Below are 22,745 nucleotides of genomic sequence, written 5' to 3'. Positions count from 1 at the left end.
CAGCTTCATCCGCAGGTCTCGACATAGCCGACCGCCGGCTGGCGGCCGGCGCGTATGTTGGTGAGCCTGCCGCCCTCCTCTTCCAGCACGATGGCGGCTTCGCCGTCGGCGCTGGGAATGCTGATGGTATGGCCATTCTCCACGTACTTGTGGGGCGCCAGCTGCGCGCCGGGATGGCGTGCCCGCACCTGGGCGAGCGTATCGCCGACCGCCAGGCCGAGCACGTTCGGGATGCCGGGGTCGGCGTCGGCGCGCGTGACGGTGCCGTTCTCGACCATGAAGCGCAGTCCGGGCAGCGCGGCGAAGCGCACCATGCTGCAGGCGGGATCGAAGGACTCGGGCAGGCTGGCCTTGCCGGCCACGGCTTGCGCCTGCGCGAGCGGCATGCCGAAGCGGATCGGGCCGACACCGGTCGCGCTCAGGCGCGGCGCCTCAGCGGCAGGCAGCGGGGCAGGCGCCGGGGCGCGCTCCGTGCATGCGCTGGCCAGTACCATCGCTGCAAGAACCAGAAATTGTCGCAAGCGCCCTCCTGTGGTCCACGTCCGTGCAGCCGACTATAGCGGAAAGCGCCCGGCGCCGGCGCTTAGACCATGTCGGCGAAGCCCACCCGGTCGGTGGTGGCGTTGCGCGCATCCTCCACCCGCACCTTGTGCGCCGCCAGCAGTCCTTCGAGCGAGGCGTTCATGGTGTGGCAGCCCGGATCGCGGCCCGCGTTCATGTGGGCGCGAATCGCCCCGACGTCGCCCGCTTCCAGCATGCGCGTCACGGCCGCGCTGGGAGTCAGGCATTCGGTCGCCAGGTGGTAGTGGTTGCCCTCCCTCGATGGCAGCAGCGCCTGGCACAGCACGCCGCGCAGGGCGTGCGCCAGGGCCTGCGACTGGGCTTCCGAATTGCCGAGCAGGCGCAGCATCTTCTGCAGGCCCAGCTCGGTCGAGCGCGCATGCAGGGTGGCCAGCACCAGCGGGCCGGATTCGGCCAGGGCCAGGGCTTCCTGCGCCGTCTCGGCGTCGCGGATCTCGCCGATCACGATCACGTCCGGGCGCTCGCGCAGCGCGTCGAGCGCGCCCAGGTAGTAGCTGGCCACGTCGGCGTCCTCGCCTACTTCGCGCTGGGTGATGATGCACTTGCGCTGCGGGATCAGGGTTTCGACCGGGTCTTCGATGGTGATGATGTGGCCCGAGCGCTGCTTGTTGATCTCGTCGATCATCGAGGCGATCGTGGTGGACTTGCCTTGACACGTATCGCCGATGATCAGGACCAGGCCGCTGGCCAGGCGGGCGAATTCCTGCTCGTCCGGCCACAGGCCCAGTTCGGACAGCGCCAGCGGCTCCTTCGGGAAGCGCCGGATCACGCAGCCCAGGCGCTTCTTGCCCTGGAAGCTGAAGCAGTTGGCGCGGATGCGCGCCGTGTGCAGGTCGATCGAGCGATCGAAGGCGCGGACCGCGATGCGCTCGGCCCAGTTCGGCTCGATGACGTCGAAGAATTCCTCCAGCTCTTCCTTGGTGATCGGCGAATCCGTCACCGCCACCAGGCCCTTGGGCTGGCGCAGCATCAGCGGACTGTTCTGGTGGATGATGATGTCCGAGAACACCAGGCGCGAATTCAGCAGGTGCAGGATCTGCTCGACCAGGGTACCGAATACCGGGTGGTCTTCGTTCTCGATGTACGACAGGATAGGAATCTGCGAGGACTGGTGATATTCCATCTGACCGGCACGTGGCAAAAGTTAAACAGTGCCGGACATTATAGAACCATGCATCGCAAAAAGATTGCAAATCTGAAATAAAGATGTTCGAGGTGATACCAGCTTGCAACTTAGACAAACAGGTGCTTGTATTGCGCCTGGTAGTACCAGTCGACCAGCTTGTCCGGCCGTACCGGCTTGCTGATGAAGAAACCCTGTCCCAGGTCGCAGCCGATGTCCGCCAGCAGCTTGATGCCGGCCTGCGATTCGATGCCTTCGGCGATCACCGTCATGCCCAGCTTCTTGCCGAGCGCGATCACGGTCTCGGCGATGGGCAGCGAGCGCGAATCGGTATCGATGTTGTGGATGAAGGACCGGTCGATCTTGAGCTTGTTGATGGGGAACTGGGACAGGTAGCTCAGGCTGGAATAACCGGTGCCGAAGTCGTCCAGCGCGATGCTGACGCCGTCTCCCTTGAGCCGTTCCAGCATCTTCGCCGCATCTTCCACGTCGCTCATCACGGCGCTCTCGGTTACCTCGAACTCGATGCAGGAGGGGTGGATGCCGCTGCGCCGGATGATGGCGGCGGCGCGCTCGCTGAAATTCTTCTCGCGGAACTGCACCGCCGAGACGTTGACCGCGATGCGGATAGAGGGCAAGCCCAGGTTGCGCCATTTTTCGTGCTGGCGGCAGGCTTCCTGCAGCACCCAGTCACCCAGCACCGTGATCAGGCCGGTCCGCTCGGCGGCGGCGATGAAGCGCTCCTGCGCGCCGGCCGAGGTGGCGCCGTCGCGCCAGCGCAGCAGCGCCTCCACGCCAACGAAGCGCTTGTGCCCCAGGTCGATGAAGGGCTGGTAGAGCAGCTCGAAGTCGCTGTCGGCGATGCTGTGGCGCAGCCGCTGCTCGAGGTCGAAGGTCTGCCGCGCGTGCAGGTAGATTTCCTGGGTGAAGAACTGACAGCGGTTGCGGCCGGCGTTCTTGGCATGGTACATCGCCGCATCGGCATGGCGGATCAGCGTGTCGAGTTCGTCGCCGTCTTCCGGGTAGATGCTGATGCCGATGCTGGGCGAGGTCTTCAGGTCGAGCGTGTCGATGCGGTAGGGTTCGCGCAGGGCATGCAGCAGCTGGGTGGCCATGTGCAGCACCGCATCGTCGGTGCGGATATCGGCCAGGATGGCGACGAATTCGTCGCCGCCCAGCCGGCCGACCAGGTCGTTGCCGCGCAAGCCGTCCTTCAGGCGCTGCCCGACCTGCTGCAGCATCCGGTCGCCGATCGTGTGCCCGTAGGTGTCGTTGATCGGCTTGAAGCGGTCGAGGTCGAAGAACAGGATGGCGATGCGGTCGCCGTGGCGCTTGGCCGAGGCCAGCAGCTGCGCGCCCAGCTCATAGACCAGCGCCCGGTTGGGCAGGCCGGTGAGCGGATCGTGGCGGGCCGCGTGCAGGACCCGGCGCTCGGCTTCGCGCCGTTCGCTGATGTCGGCGATATGGCTGACCACCAGGCGCCCGCCCGGCACGTCGGCGAGCGCCAGACTGGCTTCGGCCGGGAACAGGCTGCCGTCCCGGCGGCGGCACTCGATCTCCTGGATCTCGCCGACCGGCCCCACGGCGCCGCTGTGGAACAGGTTGTCCAGCCCGCCGCCCCTGATCTGGCGCAGGCCGTTCACGACCAGCACCTCGTAGGACTGGCCGATCAGTGCCTGCGGCGCGAAGTCGAACAGGCGCGCTACCGAGTCGCTGGCGAACTGGATCCGGCCGTCCTGGCCGGTGCCGAGCATGGCGTGGACCGAGGCCCCGAGCAGGGCACGCAGGTATGCTCCCTGCCCTGCAGGTCGGCCAGGTAGGCGCGCGCCTTGTTCTCCGAGCGCTCCAGCACGGCCGCCATGGCGCAGGTGAACAGGCAGACCATGGCCAGTACCAGGATGGCGCCGACATCTTGCGGGCGTGCGATGATGAAGGTGAACTCCGGCGCCACCAGCAGCGGCGAGAGCAGCAGCGACAGTACCGAGGCCAGCACCGCCGGGCGCAAGCCGCCCAGGATGGCGCTGGCCATGACCGGCAGGTACAGCAGGCCCAGCGGGGCGCGCTGGCCGAACACGTGGCGCCCTTCATATTGACTGAACGCGCACAGCGCCACGAGCAGCAGCGTGATGGCATACGGGTGCCCGGCGCTGCGCCCATCGGCGGCCTTGCTCGCGAACATGGGGCTGTCCTTGGTAGCGGCCAGGCGCCTATCTTACGCCAATGGCGTCAAGACGCCAGCCGCGGGAACCGAGGCGTGCGCTCAGTGACGCAGGCCGGCCAGGATGCGGTCGCCAAACAGGGTGACGGCCACGCCCAGCGCGACGATGCAGGCGCCCAGCACCCGCACGCCCGACACCTTGCGCATTGCCATGTTGACCAGCCCGAAGTGGTCGATCGCCATCGAGGTGATCAGCTGGCCGGCGATCACCAGCACGATCAGGCTCAGCAGGCCGATGCGCGGCGCCAGGAACACCGTGCCGAACACGAAAGCGGCCCCCAGGAAGCCGCCCGCGAACTTCCATAACGGCTGGCCGGACAGGGCCGCCAAGGTCGGGCCCAGGCCGCCGCGCGAGAGCGCGACCCCGGCCAGCACGATGGTGCCGCAGGCAAAGGAGACCAGGGCGGCGACCACCGAGTTGGCGCCGATCGATGCGGCCAGTTGGGTATTCACGGCCGCCTGGATCGACATGGCCATGCCGACGCAGAAGGCCATCAGGAGGAAAATCAGGTTCATTGCGCGCTCCACCGGCTGCACACCGGCAAAAAGCGCACGATTCTAGTGCAATCCGGGCGTTCGGGATAGCGACGCACGGCGCAGGGCGTGTGACGGCCTGTCCCGCCTGGGTGCATTCTGGACGGTGGACCCTGCGCTTCGTCGCATCCCGGATGCGCCCTGCCCGGCCTTTGCCTAGGATGGCCGCATCGACAAACGCTTCAACAGGAGACAAGCAATGACCAAGACCTCTTCCCGCCCGGCCGGCATCCGGCGCGCCATGCTGCTTTCGACCCTGGTGGCCGGCCTGCTTGCCGGCGCCGCCGCCCCCTCGGTGGCGGCCAGCTGGTCCTTCGGCGGCGAGCGCGTCGAGGGCAACGGCAGCATCAAGCGCCAGGCGCGCCAGGTGGCGCACTTCACCGGCCTGGCCCTCGAAGTGCCGGGCAAGCTGGAGCTGCGCATGGGCGACAGCGAAGGCGTCACGATCGAAACCGACGACAACGTGCTGCCGCTGATCGAGACGGTGGTGGAGAACGGCACCCTGAAGATCCGCCCGGCCAGGCGCAACCTGAATCTGCGCACCAGGAACCTGAAGATCGTCGTCAACGCCCGCCAGATCGAGCGCCTGGCGCTGGGCGGCTCGGGTTCGGTCGATGCCGACCTGCTGCGCGCGCCGCGCCTGAACATCGACCTGGGCGGCTCGGGCGAGATCAATGTACGCCAGCTGGACAGCGAGTCGGTCTCGGTCACGCTGGGCGGCAGCGGCGACTTCAAGGCAGGCGGCGGCCAGGCGCGCAAGCTGTCGGTGTCGATCGGCGGCTCGGGCACCGTGGACATGGGCCGGGTGCAGGCCGACAACGCCAGCATCAGCGTGGCCGGCTCGGGAGAAGCGACGGTGTGGGCGCGCCACGAGCTGAGCATGACCATCGCCGGTTCGGGCGACGTCAACTACTACGGCGACCCGCGCGTCAGCAAGTCGGTGGTGGGCTCGGGGGATGCGCGCCGGATCGCGGCGGCGCCGCGCTGAGCGGGCCCGGCCGATGGCCGGCGCGGCCGGCCATCGGGATCGTCAATGTCCGGCGTGGGCGCTGTGGCCGAGGGGCCGCACCGGCACGTTGACCTTGACGTCCTGGCGCTTGCCCGCCGCGTCCTGTACCTGCAGGGTCAGCTCGACGCTCTCCCCTTCCTTCATCTGGCGCTTCAGGTCCATCAGCATGATGTGGTAGCCGCCGCTGGCCAGGTTGACCGGCTTGCCGGCCGGCAGCTCGATCGCATCCACGCGGCGCATGCGCATGGTCTGGCCTTCCATCGCCATCTCGTGCAGCTCGGCGCGGCCGGCGGCCTCGGTCTGCACGCCGACCAGGCGCGCGGGCGCGGCCGACTGCACGCGCATGAAGGCGCCGGTCACCTTCTGGGCCGGCACGGTGGCGCGGATCCAGGGTTCGGACACGCTTACCTGGGCGAACGCGGAAACCGACAGCAGGCTGCCGGCAAGGAAGGCGAGGATGCGATGTTTCATGGCGACGAAAGTGAAGTGGGGTGGACTGGGAATTATAGCGTCACGGGCCGCCGCGCAGGTATTCGCGCTCGACCAGCACGGTGTCGACGCCGTCGGTCAGCCACACCTGGGCGTCCTGGATCGTGCACTGCAGCTGCATGTTGCGCTTGGCCATCTTCTCGAGCTGGACGCTGGCCTCGTTCGGGATGTTCACCACCGCCACGTTCCTGGCCCGGTCGATCTTGTTGGCCAGGCCCCTGAACCAGATGTCACTGGTCGCGCTGTAGCTGTACACGAGCACCTGCTCCGAGCGGCCCGCCGCCTTCAACAGGCGCTTCTCGTCCGGCTGCCCGACCTCGATCCAGGTCTGGATGGCGCCGGTCAGGTCCTTCTGCCACAGGGCCGGCTCCTCGACGTCGAACAGGTCCTTGGTGAAGACGAGCGCCGGGTCCGCATGCAGGGCATACGCCAGCACCCGGATCATCACGCGCTCGTCGGTTTCGGACGGGTGGCGCGCGATGGTCAGGGTGTGGTCGCCGTAGTAGTTGCGGTCCATGTCGGCGATCGACAGGTCGGCCTTGTAGATGGTTGCCTTGAGAGCCATAGAATGTGTTCGGGTTGCGTGGGACGGGAAAAGCCCACTATTGTCGCACGCGCCGCACGCTACCGGTATAGGAGCGGCGCGGGAGAAGCGGTATAGTCACGCTGCCAATATTGACTATTCGATCAGCGGAGCCTCTCATGACCAATGCCTTCCCCCCGAACCAGCAATTCCGCCTCGCCGCCCGTCCGCTCGGCATGCCGCGCAACGAGGACTGGCTGTTCCATGAAGAAGCCGTGCCCGAGCCGGCGGAAGGCGCCATCGTCGTCAAGGTGCTCTACCTGTCGCTCGACCCGGCCATGCGCGGCTGGATGAACGAGGGCAAGTCGTATATCCGGCCGGTGGCGATCGGCGAGGTGATGCGCGCCGGCGGCCTGGGCGTGGTGGTTGCCTCGCGCTCGCCGCGCTTCGCGGTGGGCGATGTCGTCGCCGGGGGCACCGGCGTGCAGCGCTACTGGTCCGGCCCGGCCGACGACAAGACCGCCGCCTTCACCAGGATCGACCCGCGCATCGCCCCGCCGACGGCCTGGCTCAATGCGCTCGGCATGCCTGGCATGACCGCCTTCTTCGGCCTGCGCGAGGTGGGCCAGCCCAAGCCCGGCGAGACCGTGGTGGTCTCGGGCGCGGCCGGCGCGGTCGGCATGACGGTCGGCCAGGTGGCCAGGAAGATGGGCTGCCGCGTGGTCGGCATCGCCGGCGGCGAGGAGAAGTGCCGCTTCGTGGTCGAGCAGCTGGGCTTCGACGCCTGCATCGACTACAAGGCCGGTTCGGTACACGCCGGCCTGAAGGAGCACTGCCCGCAGGGGGTGGACGTCTACTTCGACAACGTCGGCGGCGATATCCTGGACACCGTCCTCACCCACATCAACATGAAGGCGCGCATCGTGATCTGCGGCGCCATCTCGCAGTACAACACCACCAGCCAGGTCAAGGGCCCGGCCAACTACCTGGCGCTGCTGGTGAACCGCGCGCGCATGGAAGGGATGGTCGTGTTCGACTATGCGCCACGCTACGCGGAAGGCGTGGCGACCCTGGCGGGCTGGATGCAGGATGGCAGCCTGAAGAGCGTCGAGTACGTGGTGGAAGGCTTCGAGCGCTTCCCCGAGGCGCTTCGGATGCTGTTCGAAGGCCGCAACCTCGGCAAGATGGTGCTCAAGGTGGCGGAGGCGTGAACCGCGCTGCCGGCCGCGAAGTTCCTTGATCCGGCAAGCATGCGACCTATAATTCAGTGAACTTCTTCCCTCGCGGCGCGTCAAATCCGGCTTGACGCGCCCTTGACGCGCCCTATTACGCGGCGGAGACGACATGGTTCAGACTTCACACTCGAGCGCCGAGCCGCCCGACGGCATCCTGGCCCAGCTGCGCGCCGACCATGCGCACGTGCGCGCCCTGTTCCACGCCTTCGCCATGCTCGACCGCGAAGAAGAAGCGCAGCGCGAGCGCGTGGTCGACGAGCTGTGCGATCTCCTGGCCATGCATGCGCTGCTCGAGGACGAACTGTTCTACCCGGCCCTGCGCGGCGCGGTCGACGACAGCCTGCTCGAAGACGCGGCGCTGGAACACGACAGCACGCGCGAACTCGCCCAGCAGCTCGCCTCCCTGTTCCCGGACGACGAGTACTTCGACGTCTGCGTCGCGGTGCTGGCCGACGAAGTCGAACGCCACGTCGCCTTCGAGGAAAACCTGCTGTTCCCGGCGCTGGCGCGCGCCGGAGCCGACCAGCTGACCCTGGGCCTGCGCCTGCGCGCGCGCCGCGCCCAGCTCGAATCCGACCTCGCCGCGGCCCCGCCGGCGATCGACGGCATGGAACCGCGCGGCCTGCTGCGCGGCGCAAGCGGCCGCATGCGCGAACGGCGTTCGCGTCCGCGCTAGGCGCCTCCGGCGCGCCGGTGCCGGTCCCGGCGCGACGGAACTTACGCTTCAGCCTTCTCTCTAAACGGCACGAGCGCATCCATACGCGTTCGCCGTTTCAGTTCGACAGACTTCGACACCTCAGGGCACACAAGGAGAGCGACATGGCGACAAGCAAAGAGAACGGCAAGGGCAATGCCCAGAAAGGCGGCACGGGCAGCGGCCAGGCGCCGGCCAAGCGCGGTTTCGCGGCAATGGACCAGAACCAGCAGCGTGAAATCGCCAGCAAGGGCGGCCAGGCGGCACACCAGAAAGGTACCGCGCACGAGTTCGATTCGGAAGAGGCACGCCGCGCCGGCCAGAAAGGCGGCGAGGCAGTCAGCCGCAACCGCGCGCACATGGCCGACATCGGGCGCAAGGGCGGTGAAAGCCGGCAATCGGCCCAGCGCGCCGCCGCCGCGGCCAAGAACGCCGGCAACCGCCAGGGCGACAAAGAAAGCTGACACGCTTTCCACCGGCCCTTTACCATTCCATCGACCTTCGGCTAGCCCGGCACGCCGCTGAAGGCTTCCCCCCAACGATGCATCCACGCCACGGCGCCCAGCGGCGCCGTGGCCGCCCGGAGACGCCGGCAGCGACGCCATGTTACATTGCCGGGCTTATGCATCGACTTCCCTACCTCACTGCCTATCCCGACAGCCTGCGCGCCCAGGTCGGCCAGCTGGTCGACGCCGGCCAGCTCGACGCGGTGCTCCTGCAGCGCTACCCCGATGCCCATGGCATCCGCACCGACAAGGCGCTCTACGCCTATGTGCAGGCGCTGAAGGACGACTACCTGCGCCAGGCCGAACCGGTGGTCAAGGTCGCCTTCGACAGCAAGATCCACGTGGTGCAGCATGCCCTTGGACTGCACACCGCGATCTCGCGCGTCCAGGGCAGCCGCCTGAAGGCCAAGCGCGAGATCCGCATCGCCAGCGTGTTCCGTGACGCCCCGCTGCCCTTCCTGCGCATGATCGTGGTGCACGAACTGGCCCACCTGAAGGAAAAGGAGCACGACAAGGCCTTCTACAAGCTGTGCTGCTGGATGGAACCGCACTACCACCAGCTCGAGTTCGACCTGCGGCTCTATCTCACCTGGCTCGACCTGGGTGGCCGGCGGCTGTGGAGCAGCGGCGCGGATACCGTTGCCAACGAACAACAAATCTTGTAGGATTAACTTGTTGTACAGTAAATATATCGACTTTGCCTGTCGCGTTGGGTAAAGTCTGAGGTCGTTTTTCCTCGCGGGACCTGCCTTTCCGTCCCGCCGCACAGCAAGCTGATCCATGATGTACCCCTTTTCCTTCCCCGGCAAAGCGCTACCGGCTGCCCTGCATGGCGGCGTGCTTGCCTTCGGCCTGATGGCTGCCGTGGCCGGCGAGGCGGCGGCCAGCGATGCGGCCGGGGCCGCTCCGGCAGCGGCGCCAGCATGGAAGCTTTCCGGCTTCGGCACGCTCGGCGCCGTCCACGCGAGCGTGCGCAACGCCGACTTCAGCTCCACCGTCCTGCGCGCCAACGGCGCCGGCCGCAGCGAAGCCTGGAGTCCGGACGTCGACAGCCGCCTGGGCGCGCAGCTCGACCTGTCCCGGGGCCGCTGGTCAGCCGTGCTGCAGGTGGTGAGCGAGCAGAACATGGAAGGCAACTACCGCCCGCGCCTCGAATGGGCCAACGTCAAGTACCAGGCCACGCCGGACCTGGCGCTGCGCCTGGGGCGCATCGCGCTGCCCGTGTTCCTGGCGGCCGACTACCGCAAGGTCGGCTATACCATGGCCTGGGTGCGTCCGCCCGTCGAGGTGTATGGCGGCCTGCCGATCTTCAGCAGCGACGGCATCGACGCCACCTGGCGCTGGGGCGCCGGCGATACCCGCCATGCCACCCAGGCCTTCTTCGGCCACACCGACACCCGCCTGTTCGGCCAGCGCCGGGTGGAGGCGCACGGCATCGCCGGGCTGTCGCACAGCATCGAGCGCGGCCCGCTGAGCGCGCGCCTGTCGGCCTTGAGCGCCCACCTGACGACCGGGATCGGCGCCGAGATCTTCGCCGGCATGCGCGCCTTCGGCCCGCAAGGGGTGGCGCTGGCCGAGCGCTATGCGATCGAGCACAAGCGCGTCAGCATGGTCAGCGCAGGTTTCAGCTACGATCCCGGGCCGTGGTTCCTGAACGCCGAAGCCGGGCACGCCCAGACCCACTCGCTGCTCGGCCGGACCACCACCATGTATGCCGGCGGCGGCTACCGCTTCGCCAGCCTGACGCCTTACCTCGGCTTCGCCAAGGCTCGTGCGCACGGCGACACCCGCGACCCGGGCCTGGCGCTGGACGGACTGCCGGCGCGGGCGCGCGCCACCGCCAGCGCGCTCAACGCCGGATTGAACGGCTACCTGAGGACGATCCCGATCCAGACCACGCTCAGCGCCGGCCTGCGCTGGGACCTGGCCCGCGACACCGCGCTCAAGCTCCAGTACGACCGGCTGCGGCCGACCGACGGTTCGCGCGGCACCCTGATCAACTCGTCGTCCAGCTTCCGCTCGGGCGAGACCGTGCACGTGGCGAGCGTGGCCCTCGACTTCGTCTTCTGAGGCCGCGCATGGGTATCCGCATCCGACAACTGATGGCTGGCGCCGCGCTCGCGCTGGCAGCATGCGCGAATGCCTCGGCCGAACTGGTCGTGATCGTTTCGGCACGCAATCCGCTGCCGGCGCTGTCCCCCGACCAGGTTTCCGCGATCTTCCTCGGCCAGGCCGGACGCTTTCCCGGCGGCCTGGAAGTGGTGGCGCTCGACCTGCCCCTCGGCTCGCACGAACGCGAGCAGTTCTACGCCCAGGTCACCGGCAAGAGCCCGGCCCTGCTCAAGGCGCACTGGTCGAAGATGGTCTTCACCGGCCGCGGCCAGCCGCCGCGCGAAGCCGCCGACAGCGCCAGCGTGCGCCGCATGGTGGCCGACAATCCTTCCATGATCGGCTACATCGACCGTTCCGCGCTGGATGCCAGCGTGCGTGCGGTGCTGGTGCTGCGCTGAATCGATGAGCGTTCCGGCCCCGCCCACCGCTGCCAGGCCGCCGCGCGCGCGCCGCACCGCGCTGCTGGGCTGGCTCGGGCGCGGACTGGAAACCCACATCTCGCTGCCGCTGTTCGCGCTGCTGCTGGTGGCGGCCCTGTGGACCGCCGCCCTCCAGATGATCGGCGCCGAGGAGCGCGCCGCGCACGCGGCAGCCCGCGAGACCGCCCGCGAACTGGTCGACACCTATGAGGCGCAGATGGCGCGCAGCCTGAGCGGCATCGACCAGACCCTGCGCGTGCTGCAGTACGCCATCGAGACCGACGGTCCGGGCGGCGCCCTGGCGGCGATGAGCGCCAAGGGCCTGCTGCCGCCGGGCCTGGTGTTCCAGGTCGCGATTGTCGGCGCGGATGGCCGCGTGCTGGCCAGCAATCCGCACCGCCGCCCCGGCGGCGACGTCTCGCGCGCCCCCTGGTTCGCCGCGCACCGCGACAAGGACAGTCCCGCGCCCTACGTCAGCATCACCGTCGGCCGGCGCGAGCCGCACGTGGTGTTCTCGCGCCGCATCAACGCGGACGGCGGCCGCTTCGCCGGCGTCGCCTCCGTGGCGGTGGACCCGGCATTCTTCACCAGCTCCTATGAGCACTCGCGCCTGGGCGCGCGCGGCCTGCTGGGCGTTGCCGGCAGCGACGGCAGCGTGCGCGCGGTGCGCGTCGGCGAACAGGTCTCGTGGGGCCAGCAGCTCGCCATCGGCAGGGACGACCAGGTCGTGCTGGGCCAGGGCACGATCGACGGCGAGCGGCGCTACACCAGCACCCGCGCCCTGGCCGGTTTCCCGCTGGTGGCCGTGGTCGGCCTGTCGGAAGCCGAGCAGATGGCCGCATTCCATGCCCGGCGCCGCGCCTGGCTGCTCGGCGCCGGCGCCGGCACCGCCCTGCTGCTGTTCGTCGTGACGCTGGTCAGCGCCTGGTCGTGGCAGCTGGCCAAGGCGCGACGGCGCGAGCGGCTGGCGCAGGAAACCTATGCCGCCGCTTCCGAGGCCAGCCCGGACGCCTTCTTCGTGCTGCGCACCATTGCCGGCACGGACGGCGGCGTCATGGACTTCCTGATCGAGACCACCAACACGCGCGCCGAACAGCTCACCGGCCTCGGCAAGGAGCGCATGCAGGGACGGCGCATGTCGGCGCTGCTGCCGACCCACCTGGGTGTCGGCATCTTCGACGACCTGTCGGCGGTGGCGACCGACGGCGTGGCGCGCGAGGCCGAATGGCTGGCCCACATGCTCCCCACCGAGGACCGCTGGCTGCACCGCCAGGTGGTGCCGGTGGAAGGCGGCGTGGTGGCGATCGTGCGCGACATCACCGAGCGCAAGCTTGCCGAGCAGCGCATCCGCCACCTGGCCCACCACGACGACCTCACCGGCCTGCCGAACCGCAGCCTGCTGCGCGACCGTCTCGGCCAGGCCATCCGCGACGCCGAGCGCAAGGGCCGCGCCGTGGGCCTGGCCTTCATCGACCTGGACGGCTTCAAGCTGGTCAACGACGGGCTCGGCCACAACGCCGGCGACGAACTGCTGAAGGTGGTCGGGGAGCGCATGGCGCGCTGCCTGCGCCGCAACGACACCCTGGCGCGCTTCGGCGGCGACGAGTTCGTGATCCTGCTGCCCGACATCTCGGGCGATCCGCTGGCGATCACGCCGCTGCTGGAGAAGGTGCGCCAGGCCGTCACCGAGCCGGCCGAGGTCGAGGGCCAGGAAGTGCAGGTCAGCTGCAGCATGGGCGTGGTGCTCTACCCGCGCGACGGCCAGGACGCCAACACCCTCATGATGAACGCCGACGCGGCGATGTACCGCGCCAAGGAACACAAGGACAGCTTCCAGTTCTACGCCAGCGAGATGAACGCCAGCGTGGAAGAGAAGCTGGTGCTGCTCGAGGGCCTGCGCGCGGCGCTCGATCAATCCGGCGACGCCTGCCAGTTCCAGCTGCTGTACCAGCCCAAGGTCGACCTGCGCAGCGGCCGCGTGTTCGGGGTCGAGGCCCTGATCCGCTGGCGCCACCCCGAGCAGGGCATGATCTCGCCGCTGCGCTTCATCGGCCTGGCCGAGGAAAGCGGCCTGATCGTGCCGCTGGGCGAATGGGTGGTGCGCACCGCCTGCGCCCAGGGCATGGCCTGGCGCGCCGCCGGCCTGCCGCCGCTGAGCATCTCGGTCAACGTGTCGGCCCGCCAGTTCGAGGAAAAGCGCCTGGTCGAGCGCATCGCCGGCGCCTTGCGCGACACCGGGCTGCCGCCGGAAGCGCTGGAAGTCGAGGTGACCGAAAGCTCGATCATGCGCGATCTGGGTCGCGCGGTGGACAAGATGCGCGAGCTGAAGGGCATGGGCGTGTCGCTCTCGATCGACGACTTCGGCACCGGCTACTCGAGTTTGTCGGCCCTGAAATCCTTCCCGATCAGCCGCCTCAAGATCGACAAGACTTTCGTCAGCGACCTGGCCGACAGTCCCGACGACCAGGCCATCGCGATGGCGGTGATCTCGCTGGGCCACAAGCTGAACCTGCGCGTCATCGCCGAGGGCGTGGAAACCGAGCAGCAACGCGACTTCCTGCGCGCCAACGACTGCGACGAGATGCAGGGCTACCTGTTCAGCCGGCCGGTGCCGCCGGAGCGGATTGCGGAACTGCTGGCCGCGGTGCCGGCCGCTCTCGTGGAGGAAGCGGCATGAGGCTGCGCTCCCTCGTCGCCCTGCTCTACGGCGACGAGCCGAAGCTGCGCCGCACGCTGCAGTACTGGGGCGCGACCTGCGTGCTGTACCTCGCCTGCATTGCGCTGCTGTTGCTGCAGGTCCGCCTGGGCATGACCGACCCGGCAGCGGCCGGCCGCCTGATCGCCGCCGCCAGCGGCGGGGCGCTCGGCTTCTATGCGTTGATCCGCCTCAGCGGGCGGCTCAAGCTGGCCCCCGACCAGCTCGCGGTGACGCAGGCACTGTTCTCACTGGCCTGCAGCATGGCCGCCTACGCGATCTCGGGACCGCTGCGCGCCGCCATGCTGACGATGACGGTGGTGGTGATCGTGTTCTGCATGTTCGCCGCGAAACCACGCCAGACCCTGATGCTCACGGTCGCCGCCCTGGCCGGCATGGGCGCCACCATGTACCGGATGCAGGCCGGCGATCCGCTGCGCTACCCGCCTGCGACCGAAGCGCTCACCTATGGCTACCTGGCCGGCGCCCTGCTCTCCACCGCCCTGCTGAGCGGCGAGATGAGCAAGCTGCGCGCGCGTCTGAAGCGCCAGCGCCGCGAACTGAGCGAGGCCCTGGAGACCATCCGGGTGCTGGCCACGGTGGACGAACTGACTTCGCTGGTGAACCGGCGCCGCATGCACGAAGTCCTGGCGGACGAGGAACGGCGCCAGCCCGACGGCCGGGGCAGCTGCATTGCCCTGCTCGACATCGACTTCTTCAAGCAGGTCAACGACCTGCATGGCCATGCCGCCGGCGACGCCGTGCTGCGCGGTTTCTCCGACACCGCACGCGCCTGCCTGCGCGCCGGCGACATGCTGGCGCGCTGGGGTGGCGAGGAATTCCTGCTGCTGCTGCCGGACGCGGCGCTGGAAGACGCGCACGCCGTGCTGGCGCGGATGGCGGAGCGCGTCCACGGCATGCCCCTGCCGGGCCTGCAGGGCCGCCGCATCAGCTTCTCGGCGGGACTGGCCGTGCGCCGCGCCGGCGAACCCTTCGCCGAGGCCATCCACCGCGCCGACAAGGCGCTCTACCAGGCCAAGGAGGCCGGGCGCGACCGCATCGTGCTCGCCTGAGGGGCCCACGGCGCGCGCGATTGGTGCGGCGCTCATCCATGCCATTTGCTAGCATGCCGGCATGATAATCAAGGTACTTCTGGTCGATGACCTGCTGCTCGATGTCGCCCTGACCCGCCGCGCCATGCAGGACTGCGAGGTGGCGCACCGCATCGTGGTGGCAAGCGATGGCGAAGAGGCCTACCGGCTCCTGGGCGAGGCGAGTTTCGACCTGCTGCTGCTCGACATCAAGATGCCGCGCGTCGACGGATTCGAACTGATGCAACGCCTGCGCGGGCGCGCCGCCGGCCACCTGCCGGTCATCGTCCTGTCCGGCTCGACGCTGCAGGCCGACCGCGCCCGTGCCGATGCGCTGGGCGCGATCGAGTACGTGCACAAGGCGCTCGACTACGGAGAATTCCGGCATGCGCTCAAGGCCGCCCTGGGACGCCACGGTTTCTGCTGACGCCCGGTCAGACCCGGGCCAGTACCGCCGCCACGATACGGTCGCAGCGCAGTCCGTCGAAGGCAAAGGCGGAGGCGGCCGCGTCGTCGAAGTCGCGCGCCAGTGCCGCGCGCAGCATGGCGCGTGCACGGAAGAAACAGCTGCGCACCGTCGCTTCCGGGATGCCGAGCGCCGCCGCCGTCTCGACCGCCGACATGTCCTCCACCGCGCGCAGCACGAACACGGTGCGCAGCCGCTCGGGCAGCGCGTCGATGCGCGCCTCGATCAGCCGGCGTGCTTCCGCGCGCAAGGCGGCCTGCTCGGGCGCGCCGCCCGCGGCCTCGGGGACCTCATCCATGCTTTCCTCCTCGCTGCCCGGCACCAGGTGCAGGATGCCCTCGCGGCGTTGCCGCCTGCGCAGCCTGCCGCTCGCTTCGTTCACCACGATGCGCGTCAGCCAGGTCGCCAGGCTGGCCTCGCCGCGGAAGGACGCCGCCTTGCGGTAGGCCAGCAGGTAGGCTTCCTGCACGACGTCTTCGGCCTCGGCCTCGTCCCGGAGGATGCTGCGCGCGGTGCGGTACAGGCGCTGGTTATGGGTGCGCATCAGCATCTCGAACGCGCCCGGCTCGCCGGCCGCCACCAGGGCCATCAATTCCGGCCCGCTGGCCGCGCTCAAGGCCACCCTGCCCATGGTTTGTCTCCTCAATGGATCACCAGCGTTGCCCGCATGGTGCGGTGCAGCGTGCACAGGTAGGGATAGCGTCCGCGCTTCTCGGCCTTGAAGCGCCAGCTCGCGCCGGCCTCGATCGCGGGCGAGGCCGGGCCGCCCGCGCTGCCTGCGGTGGCGGTATGCGGGAAGGGATCGCGGTTGTGCCAGACCACGATGTCGCCGGCCTGCACCTCCAGCGTCTCGGGGATGAAGCGCATGCCCTCGATCACGACGGTATGCACCGCCGGGGCCGCGGGCGCCGCGCTGCCGGATAGCGCGAGCGCCAGCGCCAGCACCGCCGTCCACGCGGCCGTCGCACGCGGCGTCATGGCGCCCTCCTACCTGAGCGAGGCGTCGAGCTGCTTCGCGTGCTCCAGGTGCGCCACGAAGGCCGGGCGCACCTTGACCAGCGTCTCTTTCAGCTCGGCGTTCCTGGCGTTCGGAATCAGGGTCTTGTCGAGCGCATCGATCACCGCCTGGTGGTAGCTCACCTCATGCGCGACATAGGCCTGGTCGAATGCCTTGCCCTTGAGCGTCCCGAGTTTGGCCAGGTTGGCGCTGCCGCCCTGCTTCAGGCTCTTGCCCAGTTCGCTGTCGCGTGGCGTCAGCTTCAGCTTCTTCACCAGGGCCAGGGCCTGCTTGTTGACGCCGCTGTGGTCGGTGACCATCTGCTTCGCGAAAGCCTTGACCTCGGCGTTGTGGCTGGTCTTGTCGGCCAGCCTGCCGGCGTCGATGTCGACCTGGTTGGCGGCGACGACGATGCCGGCGATCTGGGCGTCGTCGGGCGCCGACTGGGCCAGGGCGCTGCCTGCCAGGGCAAACGAGACGGCAGCGGCGGACATGAGCTGGTACAGCAAGGTATGCATGGTGGTCTCCTCGTCAAGGTGATGGTCGTGCGTCCTTCCCGACATTAGATGCCATGTGAGGCGCTGGCGTTGCAGCCCGCGTGTTCACCCCGCGCTTGCCATGCTAGCACCGGCATGCGAAAGAAATAAAACTACTTTTTAGCCCCGTTAACGATTGTTTCTGGTAACTTTGTCTGTTACTTTACTACATCGACAGTTTTCGATGGAGGTTCTGGTGCCCAGGTTTTTCCTCGTAATCGCTGCCTTCCTGCCGGCCGCCTGGGCCGCAGCAAGCCCTTACCGGATCCAGCACGTCGAGCCGCCCAACTGGTGGACCGGCATGAAACAGCCCGGGCTCCAGCTGATGGTGCACGGCGAGCGCATCGCCGAACTGGCGCCTGTCCTGGCCCGCCCCTACCCGGGCGTGCGCCTTGTCGGGGTCGAGCGTACCGACAACCCGAACTACCTGTTCGTGAACCTCGCCATCGGCAAGGATGCCCGCCCGGGCGAAGTGCAGTTGCAATTCCGGCGTGGCAAGGAAGTTATTACCAGCCACGCCTACCGGCTGGCGCCGCGCCGTCCAGGATCGGCCGAGCGCCGCAGCTTCGGCGCGGGCGATGCGATCTACCTGCTCATGCCGGACCGCTTCGCCAACGGCAACCCGGCGAACGACCAGGCCGGCATGCTCGAAGGGGCCGAGCGCGCCGACCCGGTCAAGCGCCATGGCGGCGACCTGGCCGGCATGCGCGCCCATCTCGACTATATCCGCGACCTGGGCTTTACCATGGTCTGGCCGACGCCGGTGCTGGAGAACAACCAGCCGGCCTACTCCTACCACGGGTATGCGCTGACCGACTACTACCGGATCGATCCGCGCTTCGGCAGCAACGAGGAATTCCGCGACTATGTCGCCGCCGCGAAGGCGAAGGGCCTGGGCGTGATCCACGATATCGTGCTCAACCACATCGGCACCAGCCACTGGTGGATGCGCGACCTGCCGGCGCGCGACTGGATCAACCACGGCAGCACGTTCAAGCCCACCAACAACCAGCACACGCTGGCCCAGGACATCCACGCGGCGCCGGAAGAAAAGGCACGCTTCTTCGACGGCTGGTTCGTCGAGACCATGCCCGACCTGAACCAGCGCAACCGCCTGGTGGCGCGCTACCTGATCCAGAATACGCTGTGGTGGATCGAGTACGCCGACCTGTCCGGCATCCGCGAGGACACCTATTCGTATGCCGACAAGGATTTCCTGAACGCGTGGAACCGCGCCGTTGCCGCCGAATATCCGCACATGAACGTGGTCGGCGAAGAGATGGACGCGCGGCCCCACATGGTGGCCTACTGGCAGAAGGGCGTCGTCAACCGCGACGGCTATGCGTCCGAACTGCCGACCGTGATGGACTTCCCGCTGTCCGATACCGCCAGCGAGGCGCTGGCCGAGCCGGAGTCGTACAACAAGGGCCTGATCCGGATCTACGAAACCATCGCGGCCGACTACCTGTACGCCGATCCGATGCGCCTGATGGTCTTCCCCGACAACCACGACCGTCCCCGCATGCTGGCCACGGTCGACAACAAGGTCGAGCTGGCCAAGTCCAACCTGATCCTGATGGCGACCACGCGCGGCATCCCGCAGGTGTTCTACGGCACCGAGGTCTTGACCAGCAGTCCGAAAGTGCGCGACGACGGCGTGCTGCGCGCCGACATGCCGGGCGGCTGGGCGGGCGACCGCGTGAATGCCTTCAGCGGCGCCGGCCTGTCGCCGGCCCAGCGCGACATGCAGGACTTCGTGCGCACGCTGTTCAACTGGCGCAAGACCAGTTCCGCCGTCACGCAGGGCAAGCTGACCCACTACCTGCCCAAGGACGGCAGCTACGTCTACTTCCGCCATGACGGCCGCCAGACCGTGATGGTGGTGATCAACAAGAACGCCGCCGACACCCGTCTCGACCTGGGGCGCTTCGCCGGCATGATCAAGGGCGCGCGCAGCGCCACCAATGTCCTCACCAAGGCCCGGGTGGACCTGGGCGCGCCCTTGCTGCTCCCAGCCATGAGCTCGGTGGTGCTGGCATGGTGAGCGCCGGCGGCAGACCGGTGCTGGTGGCCGGCGGCGTCGGCATCGACACCGTCGTGCACGTCCCCGCCCTGCCGCTGGCGCCGGCCGATTCGATCCACGTGCCACCCGTGTGCGATTACGTGGCCCACACGGGCAACGGCGTCGCCCTCGGCCTGCTGGCGCTCGGCCATCACCCGGTGCTGATCGACTTCGTCGGCGACGACCCGCAGGCGCAACTGACCCACGCCCGTTACCGCGAGCGTGGTCTGCCCTTCGACTACCTGGTCCACCCGAGCGGCACCCGGCGCAGCGTCAACCTGGTCGCCCCGGACGGACGCCGGACGTCGCTGTACGACGGGCGCCATCCCGATACATTGCGCATGCCGCGCTCGTTCTACCTCGCGCACATGCAGGCCTCGGAACACGTCCACCTGAGCATCATGCCCTGGGCCGCCGCGCTGTTCGACGACGCCGCCGCGCTCGGCCTGCCGGTGTCGACCGACCTGCACGACTGGGACGGCGCCAATCCCCATCACCTGGGCTTCGCGCGGCGCGCCGACCTGGTGTTCCTGAGCGCCGCGGCGCTGGGCGAGGGCGTGTTCGACGCGATGCGCGCCATCCTGCGCGAGGGCCGGGCGCGGCTGGTCGTGGCAACCGCCGGCGCGGCAGGCAGCCATGTGCTGGAACGGGGACAGGAACGGATCCGGCACACCGCCTGCGCCAGGCTGGACGGGCCGGTGGTGGACAGCAACGGCGCCGGCGACGCCTTCTCGTCCGCCTTCCTGCACGCCTGGTTCGAGGGCGCCACGGTGGACGAATGCATGCGCACCGGGGCCATCGGCGGCGCGTTCGCCTGCCGCTTCCAGGGGACGGCCGAGCGCAGCCTGGGGCTGGACGAGCTGGCGCGCTATCGCGCCGGCTCAGGCCTTCAGGAGGCGCGCTAAGGCCTTGCCCGCAGGCGCATCCGGGAACAGGGTGCGCGCCATGCGCTGCGGATCGATCCGGAACGCCTCGGCGCAGACCTGGGAAATCAGGGTGTCGAGACCCAGCGTCGGGCGCAGGTCGCGCCCCTCGAACAGCTCGCCCGGGGCCAGGCCCGGCCAGTCCACCACGACCCGTCCGCCCTGCACCGCGCCGCCGAGCAGCATGGCGGCCGCGCCGGTGCCATGGTCGGTGCCGCCGGTGCCGTTGGCCGCCGCCGTACGGCCGAACTCGGTCGCCACCAGCACCACGGTATGGTCCCAGGCATCGCCCAGGCCCTGGCGCAGGCCGGCCACCAGGGTATCCAGGTTGCGCAGCTGGGCCGCCAGCCGGCCGGCCTGGCCGCTGTGAGTGTCCCAGCCGCCGGTCTCGATCATCGCGATGCGCGGGCCGTCCGCGCGCGCCAGAAAGCCGGCAGCCATGCGTCCCAGTTCGCCCGGCTCCTGGCGCCTGGCCTTGCCGTCCATGCTGCCCGCCATGCCGCGCGCGTCCATGGCGGCGGACCACAGCGCATGCAGCTGGGCGTCGTTCGCATACAGCTGCTGCACGCGCAGCATCAGGTCCTCGTTCGCGTCCGGCAGGCCGGACGGGGCATAGGACGGCACCGGCAGGCTTCCCCGCAGCGCCATCGGCACGGTCGGGGCGAAGGCGATGGCGCTCCTGCCGGGCTGCGACAGCAGGGCCACCAGGCGGTTCATCCAGCCGTCCTTGAGCGTATAGGCGGCGCGCCCGCCGGTCTCGAGAATGTTCTGGCCGTCGAAGTGCGAACGCTCGCGGTAAGGCGAGGCCACGGCGTGGAAGAAGCTGGCCTGGCCCGCGCCGTACAACCCGTGCAGCGTGGCCAGCGACGGATGCAGCGCGAAGCTGCCGTCGAGCTGGAGCGCGCTTTCCGGCGCGATCGCCAGCGCGCCGCGCAGGCGCGCATAGCCCGGGTCGGCGATCGGGATCACGGTGTGCAGGCCATCGGCCGCGCCGCGCTGGATGATGAAGACGAAGCGCCGCTCGCCCGGAATGGCGGCGCCGGCGAAGCTCAGGCGCGGCCCGGCCAGCAGCGCCGTGGCGCCCGCAAGAAAGGCACGTCGGTCGAGACTCATGTCATCTCCTCAGGAAGTCGGGGGAAGCCAGCAGCAGTGCCAGCGCCGTGGCCGGGCTGTCGGCACGGGCGATCGCCTGGCGCGTGCCTTCGGCAATGCCCGGCAGGACGCGCAGCGCCAGCGCGCGCGCATCGACCCGGGCCCCGGCCTGCGCGCCGAAGCGCTGGGCGGCTTCGACGCGGCGCAGCAAGGCGTCCGGCGCGGCCCAGGAGGCGGCCGTGTCGCCGTAGCCGGCCGGCGAACCGGGACGCCACACCGGCTGCCCGAGCTGGTTCATCAGGCCGGCCGCCTGCTGGTCCGGCATCTCGCGCCGCTCCAGCGCGCGCAGGCTCGAGATGCCCCAGTCCCAGGGCGACTTGAACTTGCCGGGGCCCGGGGCCCAGGTTTCCGGCGCCAGCACCAGTTCGCGGTACATGCTGGGCAGGTCGCCGCCGCTGGTGCGGAAGGCCGCGGCCAGGCGCAGCACCAGGCTCGCCGGCGGCTCGTCAGCCACGAAGTGGCGCGCCAGCTTGAGGGCGATGTGCTCGGCGGTGGCCGGCGCCGCGGCCAGGTCGCGCAGCACGGCGTGCGCCTGCTCCTCGCCGCCCGGCGGGTAGCTGCGCCCCGCTACCTGCCGGCTGCCCGGTTCGTGCAGCGCCGGGGCGAAGCGAAATGGCGAGAACGCTTGCGCAGGCATGGCCTGGCCGCGATCGTCGGGCAGGGTCCAGCCGGTGAGCGCGCGTGCGAATTCGCCGACGTCGCGCTGGGTGTAGCCGCCGCGCACCCCGAGCGTATGCAGCTCGAGGATCTCGCGCGCCAGGTTCTCGTTCAGGCCCGCGTTGTTGCGCTGCCTGAGCCGGGCGCGCTGGCCGGCCGGACTGTCCGGGCCGGTGGAGCGGGCCTGGTCCAGATAGACCAGCATGGCCGGATGGCGCACCGCCGACACCAGGAGCGCGTCGAAGCGTCCCAGGACGTGCGGGCGGATGGCGTCGCGCTCGAAGCTGCCGGCCAGTCCGGTCACTGGCCCCTTGTCGACCGACACGGCGAAGTGATTCGACCAGAAGTGCACCAGGCGTTCGACGAAGGGCGTGGGGGTCTGCAAGGCGCTGGCGACGCGCGCCCCGATGGCGGCGCGGTAGGCCTCGCCCTCCTTGCGGCGCCAGGCTTCGCGCAGGCCGGCGCGCTGGTCCGCCGGCGCCTGGCGCTGCGCACGCTCTTGCGCGACCCAGTCGGCCGCGACCTGCGCGCTATGCGGCAAACGGCGCCAGGGCGCCGGCAAGGGATCGTAGGCATCCAGCTGGGACAGCAGCCAGCGGCGCGGGTCCGCCGGCGCTCCCTCGTCCGGGCGGGCGCCGAGGCCGAGGCGGTTGAGGGCGATCGATGCAGGCGTCATGGGGCGAAAGAAGGTGGACGATAGTGGTATTCCGTTTGACCGGGCA

Annotated in this window: 24 protein-coding genes; 12 read left to right on the top strand and 12 right to left on the bottom strand. The window is 69.3% G+C overall.

What is annotated here, in order from left to right; all coding sequences use genetic code 11:
• Positions 1 to 5: 5 nt before the first annotated feature.
• The 5 genes from MasN3_RS09975 to MasN3_RS09955 all read right to left on the bottom strand — a co-directional run bounded on the left by MasN3_RS09975 (position 6) and on the right by MasN3_RS09955 (position 4,439).
• Positions 6 to 521: a hypothetical protein gene (locus MasN3_RS09975; protein WP_281913862.1), complete on the bottom strand. Its 516-nt coding sequence runs from the start codon at positions 519 to 521 to the stop codon at positions 6 to 8.
• A 62-nt stretch (positions 522 to 583) separates the two neighbouring features.
• On the bottom strand, positions 584 to 1,705 hold the full coding sequence (locus tag MasN3_RS09970) for a type IV pilus twitching motility protein PilT (RefSeq protein WP_281913861.1): 1,122 nt from the start codon (positions 1,703 to 1,705) through the stop codon (positions 584 to 586).
• A 110-nt stretch (positions 1,706 to 1,815) separates the two neighbouring features.
• Positions 1,816 to 3,459: a putative bifunctional diguanylate cyclase/phosphodiesterase gene (locus MasN3_RS09965; RefSeq protein ID WP_281913860.1), complete on the bottom strand. Its 1,644-nt coding sequence runs from the start codon at positions 3,457 to 3,459 to the stop codon at positions 1,816 to 1,818.
• Positions 3,408 to 3,884: a DUF4118 domain-containing protein gene (locus MasN3_RS09960; RefSeq protein WP_281913859.1), complete on the bottom strand. Its 477-nt coding sequence runs from the start codon at positions 3,882 to 3,884 to the stop codon at positions 3,408 to 3,410. Before MasN3_RS09960 ends, MasN3_RS09965 begins: the two co-directional genes overlap by 52 nt.
• A gap of 81 nt (positions 3,885 to 3,965) precedes the next feature.
• Complete coding sequence (locus MasN3_RS09955; protein WP_281913857.1) at positions 3,966 to 4,439, bottom strand: DMT family transporter; 474 nt, start codon at positions 4,437 to 4,439, stop codon at positions 3,966 to 3,968.
• 217 nt (positions 4,440 to 4,656) lie between these two features.
• Between MasN3_RS09955 and MasN3_RS09950 the strand changes: the two genes are divergently transcribed.
• On the top strand, positions 4,657 to 5,445 hold the full coding sequence (locus tag MasN3_RS09950) for a head GIN domain-containing protein (protein ID WP_281913856.1): 789 nt from the start codon (positions 4,657 to 4,659) through the stop codon (positions 5,443 to 5,445).
• A 42-nt stretch (positions 5,446 to 5,487) separates the two neighbouring features.
• Here the strand turns inward: MasN3_RS09950 and MasN3_RS09945 are convergent, their stop codons facing one another.
• Entirely contained in the window at positions 5,488 to 5,937 is a 450-nt protein-coding gene (locus MasN3_RS09945) for a copper chaperone PCu(A)C (protein WP_281913855.1), read from the bottom strand.
• 40 nt (positions 5,938 to 5,977) lie between these two features.
• The gene (locus tag MasN3_RS09940; protein ID WP_281913854.1) at positions 5,978 to 6,520 is read right to left on the bottom strand and encodes a YaeQ family protein; all 543 of its coding nucleotides are present in this window, start codon (positions 6,518 to 6,520) and stop codon (positions 5,978 to 5,980) included.
• A gap of 137 nt (positions 6,521 to 6,657) precedes the next feature.
• Between MasN3_RS09940 and MasN3_RS09935 the strand changes: the two genes are divergently transcribed.
• The 9 genes from MasN3_RS09935 to MasN3_RS09895 all read left to right on the top strand — a co-directional run bounded on the left by MasN3_RS09935 (position 6,658) and on the right by MasN3_RS09895 (position 15,657).
• Entirely contained in the window at positions 6,658 to 7,689 is a 1,032-nt protein-coding gene (locus tag MasN3_RS09935; protein WP_281913853.1) for an NADP-dependent oxidoreductase, read from the top strand.
• Positions 7,690 to 7,822: 133 nt separating this feature from the next.
• On the top strand, positions 7,823 to 8,389 hold the full coding sequence (locus MasN3_RS09930) for a hemerythrin domain-containing protein (RefSeq protein ID WP_281913852.1): 567 nt from the start codon (positions 7,823 to 7,825) through the stop codon (positions 8,387 to 8,389).
• A gap of 143 nt (positions 8,390 to 8,532) precedes the next feature.
• Positions 8,533 to 8,871 carry a KGG domain-containing protein gene (locus MasN3_RS09925; RefSeq protein ID WP_281913851.1) on the top strand — a complete coding sequence of 113 codons (339 nt, stop codon included), beginning with the start codon at positions 8,533 to 8,535 and terminating at the stop codon, positions 8,869 to 8,871.
• A gap of 158 nt (positions 8,872 to 9,029) precedes the next feature.
• On the top strand, positions 9,030 to 9,578 hold the full coding sequence (locus MasN3_RS09920) for a YgjP-like metallopeptidase domain-containing protein (protein WP_281913850.1): 549 nt from the start codon (positions 9,030 to 9,032) through the stop codon (positions 9,576 to 9,578).
• Between the two features lie 115 nt (positions 9,579 to 9,693).
• Complete coding sequence (locus MasN3_RS09915) at positions 9,694 to 10,983, top strand: hypothetical protein (RefSeq protein ID WP_281913849.1); 1,290 nt, start codon at positions 9,694 to 9,696, stop codon at positions 10,981 to 10,983.
• 8 nt (positions 10,984 to 10,991) lie between these two features.
• A complete protein-coding gene (locus MasN3_RS09910; protein ID WP_281913848.1) occupies positions 10,992 to 11,423 on the top strand; it encodes a phosphate ABC transporter substrate-binding protein in 432 nt (143 codons plus the stop codon).
• 4 nt (positions 11,424 to 11,427) lie between these two features.
• The gene (locus MasN3_RS09905) at positions 11,428 to 14,121 is read left to right on the top strand and encodes a bifunctional diguanylate cyclase/phosphodiesterase (RefSeq protein ID WP_281913847.1); all 2,694 of its coding nucleotides are present in this window, start codon (positions 11,428 to 11,430) and stop codon (positions 14,119 to 14,121) included.
• Positions 14,118 to 15,212, top strand: a complete 1,095-nt coding sequence (locus tag MasN3_RS09900) for a GGDEF domain-containing protein (protein WP_281913846.1) — start codon at positions 14,118 to 14,120, stop codon at positions 15,210 to 15,212. The genes MasN3_RS09905 and MasN3_RS09900 overlap by 4 nt, the downstream gene beginning before the upstream one ends.
• A 61-nt stretch (positions 15,213 to 15,273) precedes the next feature.
• Complete coding sequence (locus MasN3_RS09895; RefSeq protein ID WP_281913845.1) at positions 15,274 to 15,657, top strand: response regulator; 384 nt, start codon at positions 15,274 to 15,276, stop codon at positions 15,655 to 15,657.
• Between the two features lie 7 nt (positions 15,658 to 15,664).
• Here MasN3_RS09895 and MasN3_RS09890 read toward each other — a convergent pair whose 3' ends face one another.
• The 3 genes from MasN3_RS09890 to MasN3_RS09880 are packed head-to-tail and all read right to left on the bottom strand — an operon-like array spanning position 15,665 to position 17,187.
• The gene (locus MasN3_RS09890; protein WP_281913843.1) at positions 15,665 to 16,327 is read right to left on the bottom strand and encodes an RNA polymerase sigma factor; all 663 of its coding nucleotides are present in this window, start codon (positions 16,325 to 16,327) and stop codon (positions 15,665 to 15,667) included.
• 11 nt (positions 16,328 to 16,338) lie between these two features.
• Positions 16,339 to 16,674, bottom strand: a complete 336-nt coding sequence (locus MasN3_RS09885; protein WP_281913842.1) for a cupredoxin domain-containing protein — start codon at positions 16,672 to 16,674, stop codon at positions 16,339 to 16,341.
• Positions 16,675 to 16,683: 9 nt separating this feature from the next.
• Complete coding sequence (locus MasN3_RS09880) at positions 16,684 to 17,187, bottom strand: DUF4142 domain-containing protein (protein ID WP_370662354.1); 504 nt, start codon at positions 17,185 to 17,187, stop codon at positions 16,684 to 16,686.
• 238 nt (positions 17,188 to 17,425) lie between these two features.
• Here MasN3_RS09880 and MasN3_RS09875 point away from each other — a divergent pair, with 238 nt between their 5' ends.
• Both MasN3_RS09875 and MasN3_RS09870 read left to right on the top strand, forming a co-directional pair.
• Positions 17,426 to 19,273: a glycoside hydrolase family 13 protein gene (locus MasN3_RS09875; protein WP_281913839.1), complete on the top strand. Its 1,848-nt coding sequence runs from the start codon at positions 17,426 to 17,428 to the stop codon at positions 19,271 to 19,273.
• On the top strand, positions 19,267 to 20,196 hold the full coding sequence (locus MasN3_RS09870; RefSeq protein WP_281913838.1) for a carbohydrate kinase family protein: 930 nt from the start codon (positions 19,267 to 19,269) through the stop codon (positions 20,194 to 20,196). The genes MasN3_RS09875 and MasN3_RS09870 overlap by 7 nt, the downstream gene beginning before the upstream one ends.
• Here MasN3_RS09870 and MasN3_RS09865 read toward each other — a convergent pair.
• Together MasN3_RS09865 and MasN3_RS09860 are read right to left on the bottom strand one after the other, a co-directional pair.
• Positions 20,173 to 21,327, bottom strand: coding sequence for a DUF1501 domain-containing protein (locus MasN3_RS09865; RefSeq protein ID WP_281913837.1), 1,155 nt, complete (start codon positions 21,325 to 21,327; stop codon positions 20,173 to 20,175). The two genes, MasN3_RS09870 and MasN3_RS09865, sit on opposite strands and share 24 nt — an antisense overlap.
• A 1-nt stretch (position 21,328) precedes the next feature.
• A complete protein-coding gene (locus MasN3_RS09860; protein WP_281913835.1) occupies positions 21,329 to 22,699 on the bottom strand; it encodes a DUF1800 domain-containing protein in 1,371 nt (456 codons plus the stop codon).
• Positions 22,700 to 22,745 lie beyond the last annotated feature (46 nt).

The organism is Massilia varians, from assembly GCF_027923905.1.
Taxonomy (GTDB): Bacteria; Pseudomonadota; Gammaproteobacteria; order Burkholderiales; family Burkholderiaceae_D; genus Telluria; species Telluria varians_B.
The sequence above is the reverse complement of the archived record's forward strand: the minus strand, read 5'-3'. Positions and strand labels throughout refer to the sequence as shown.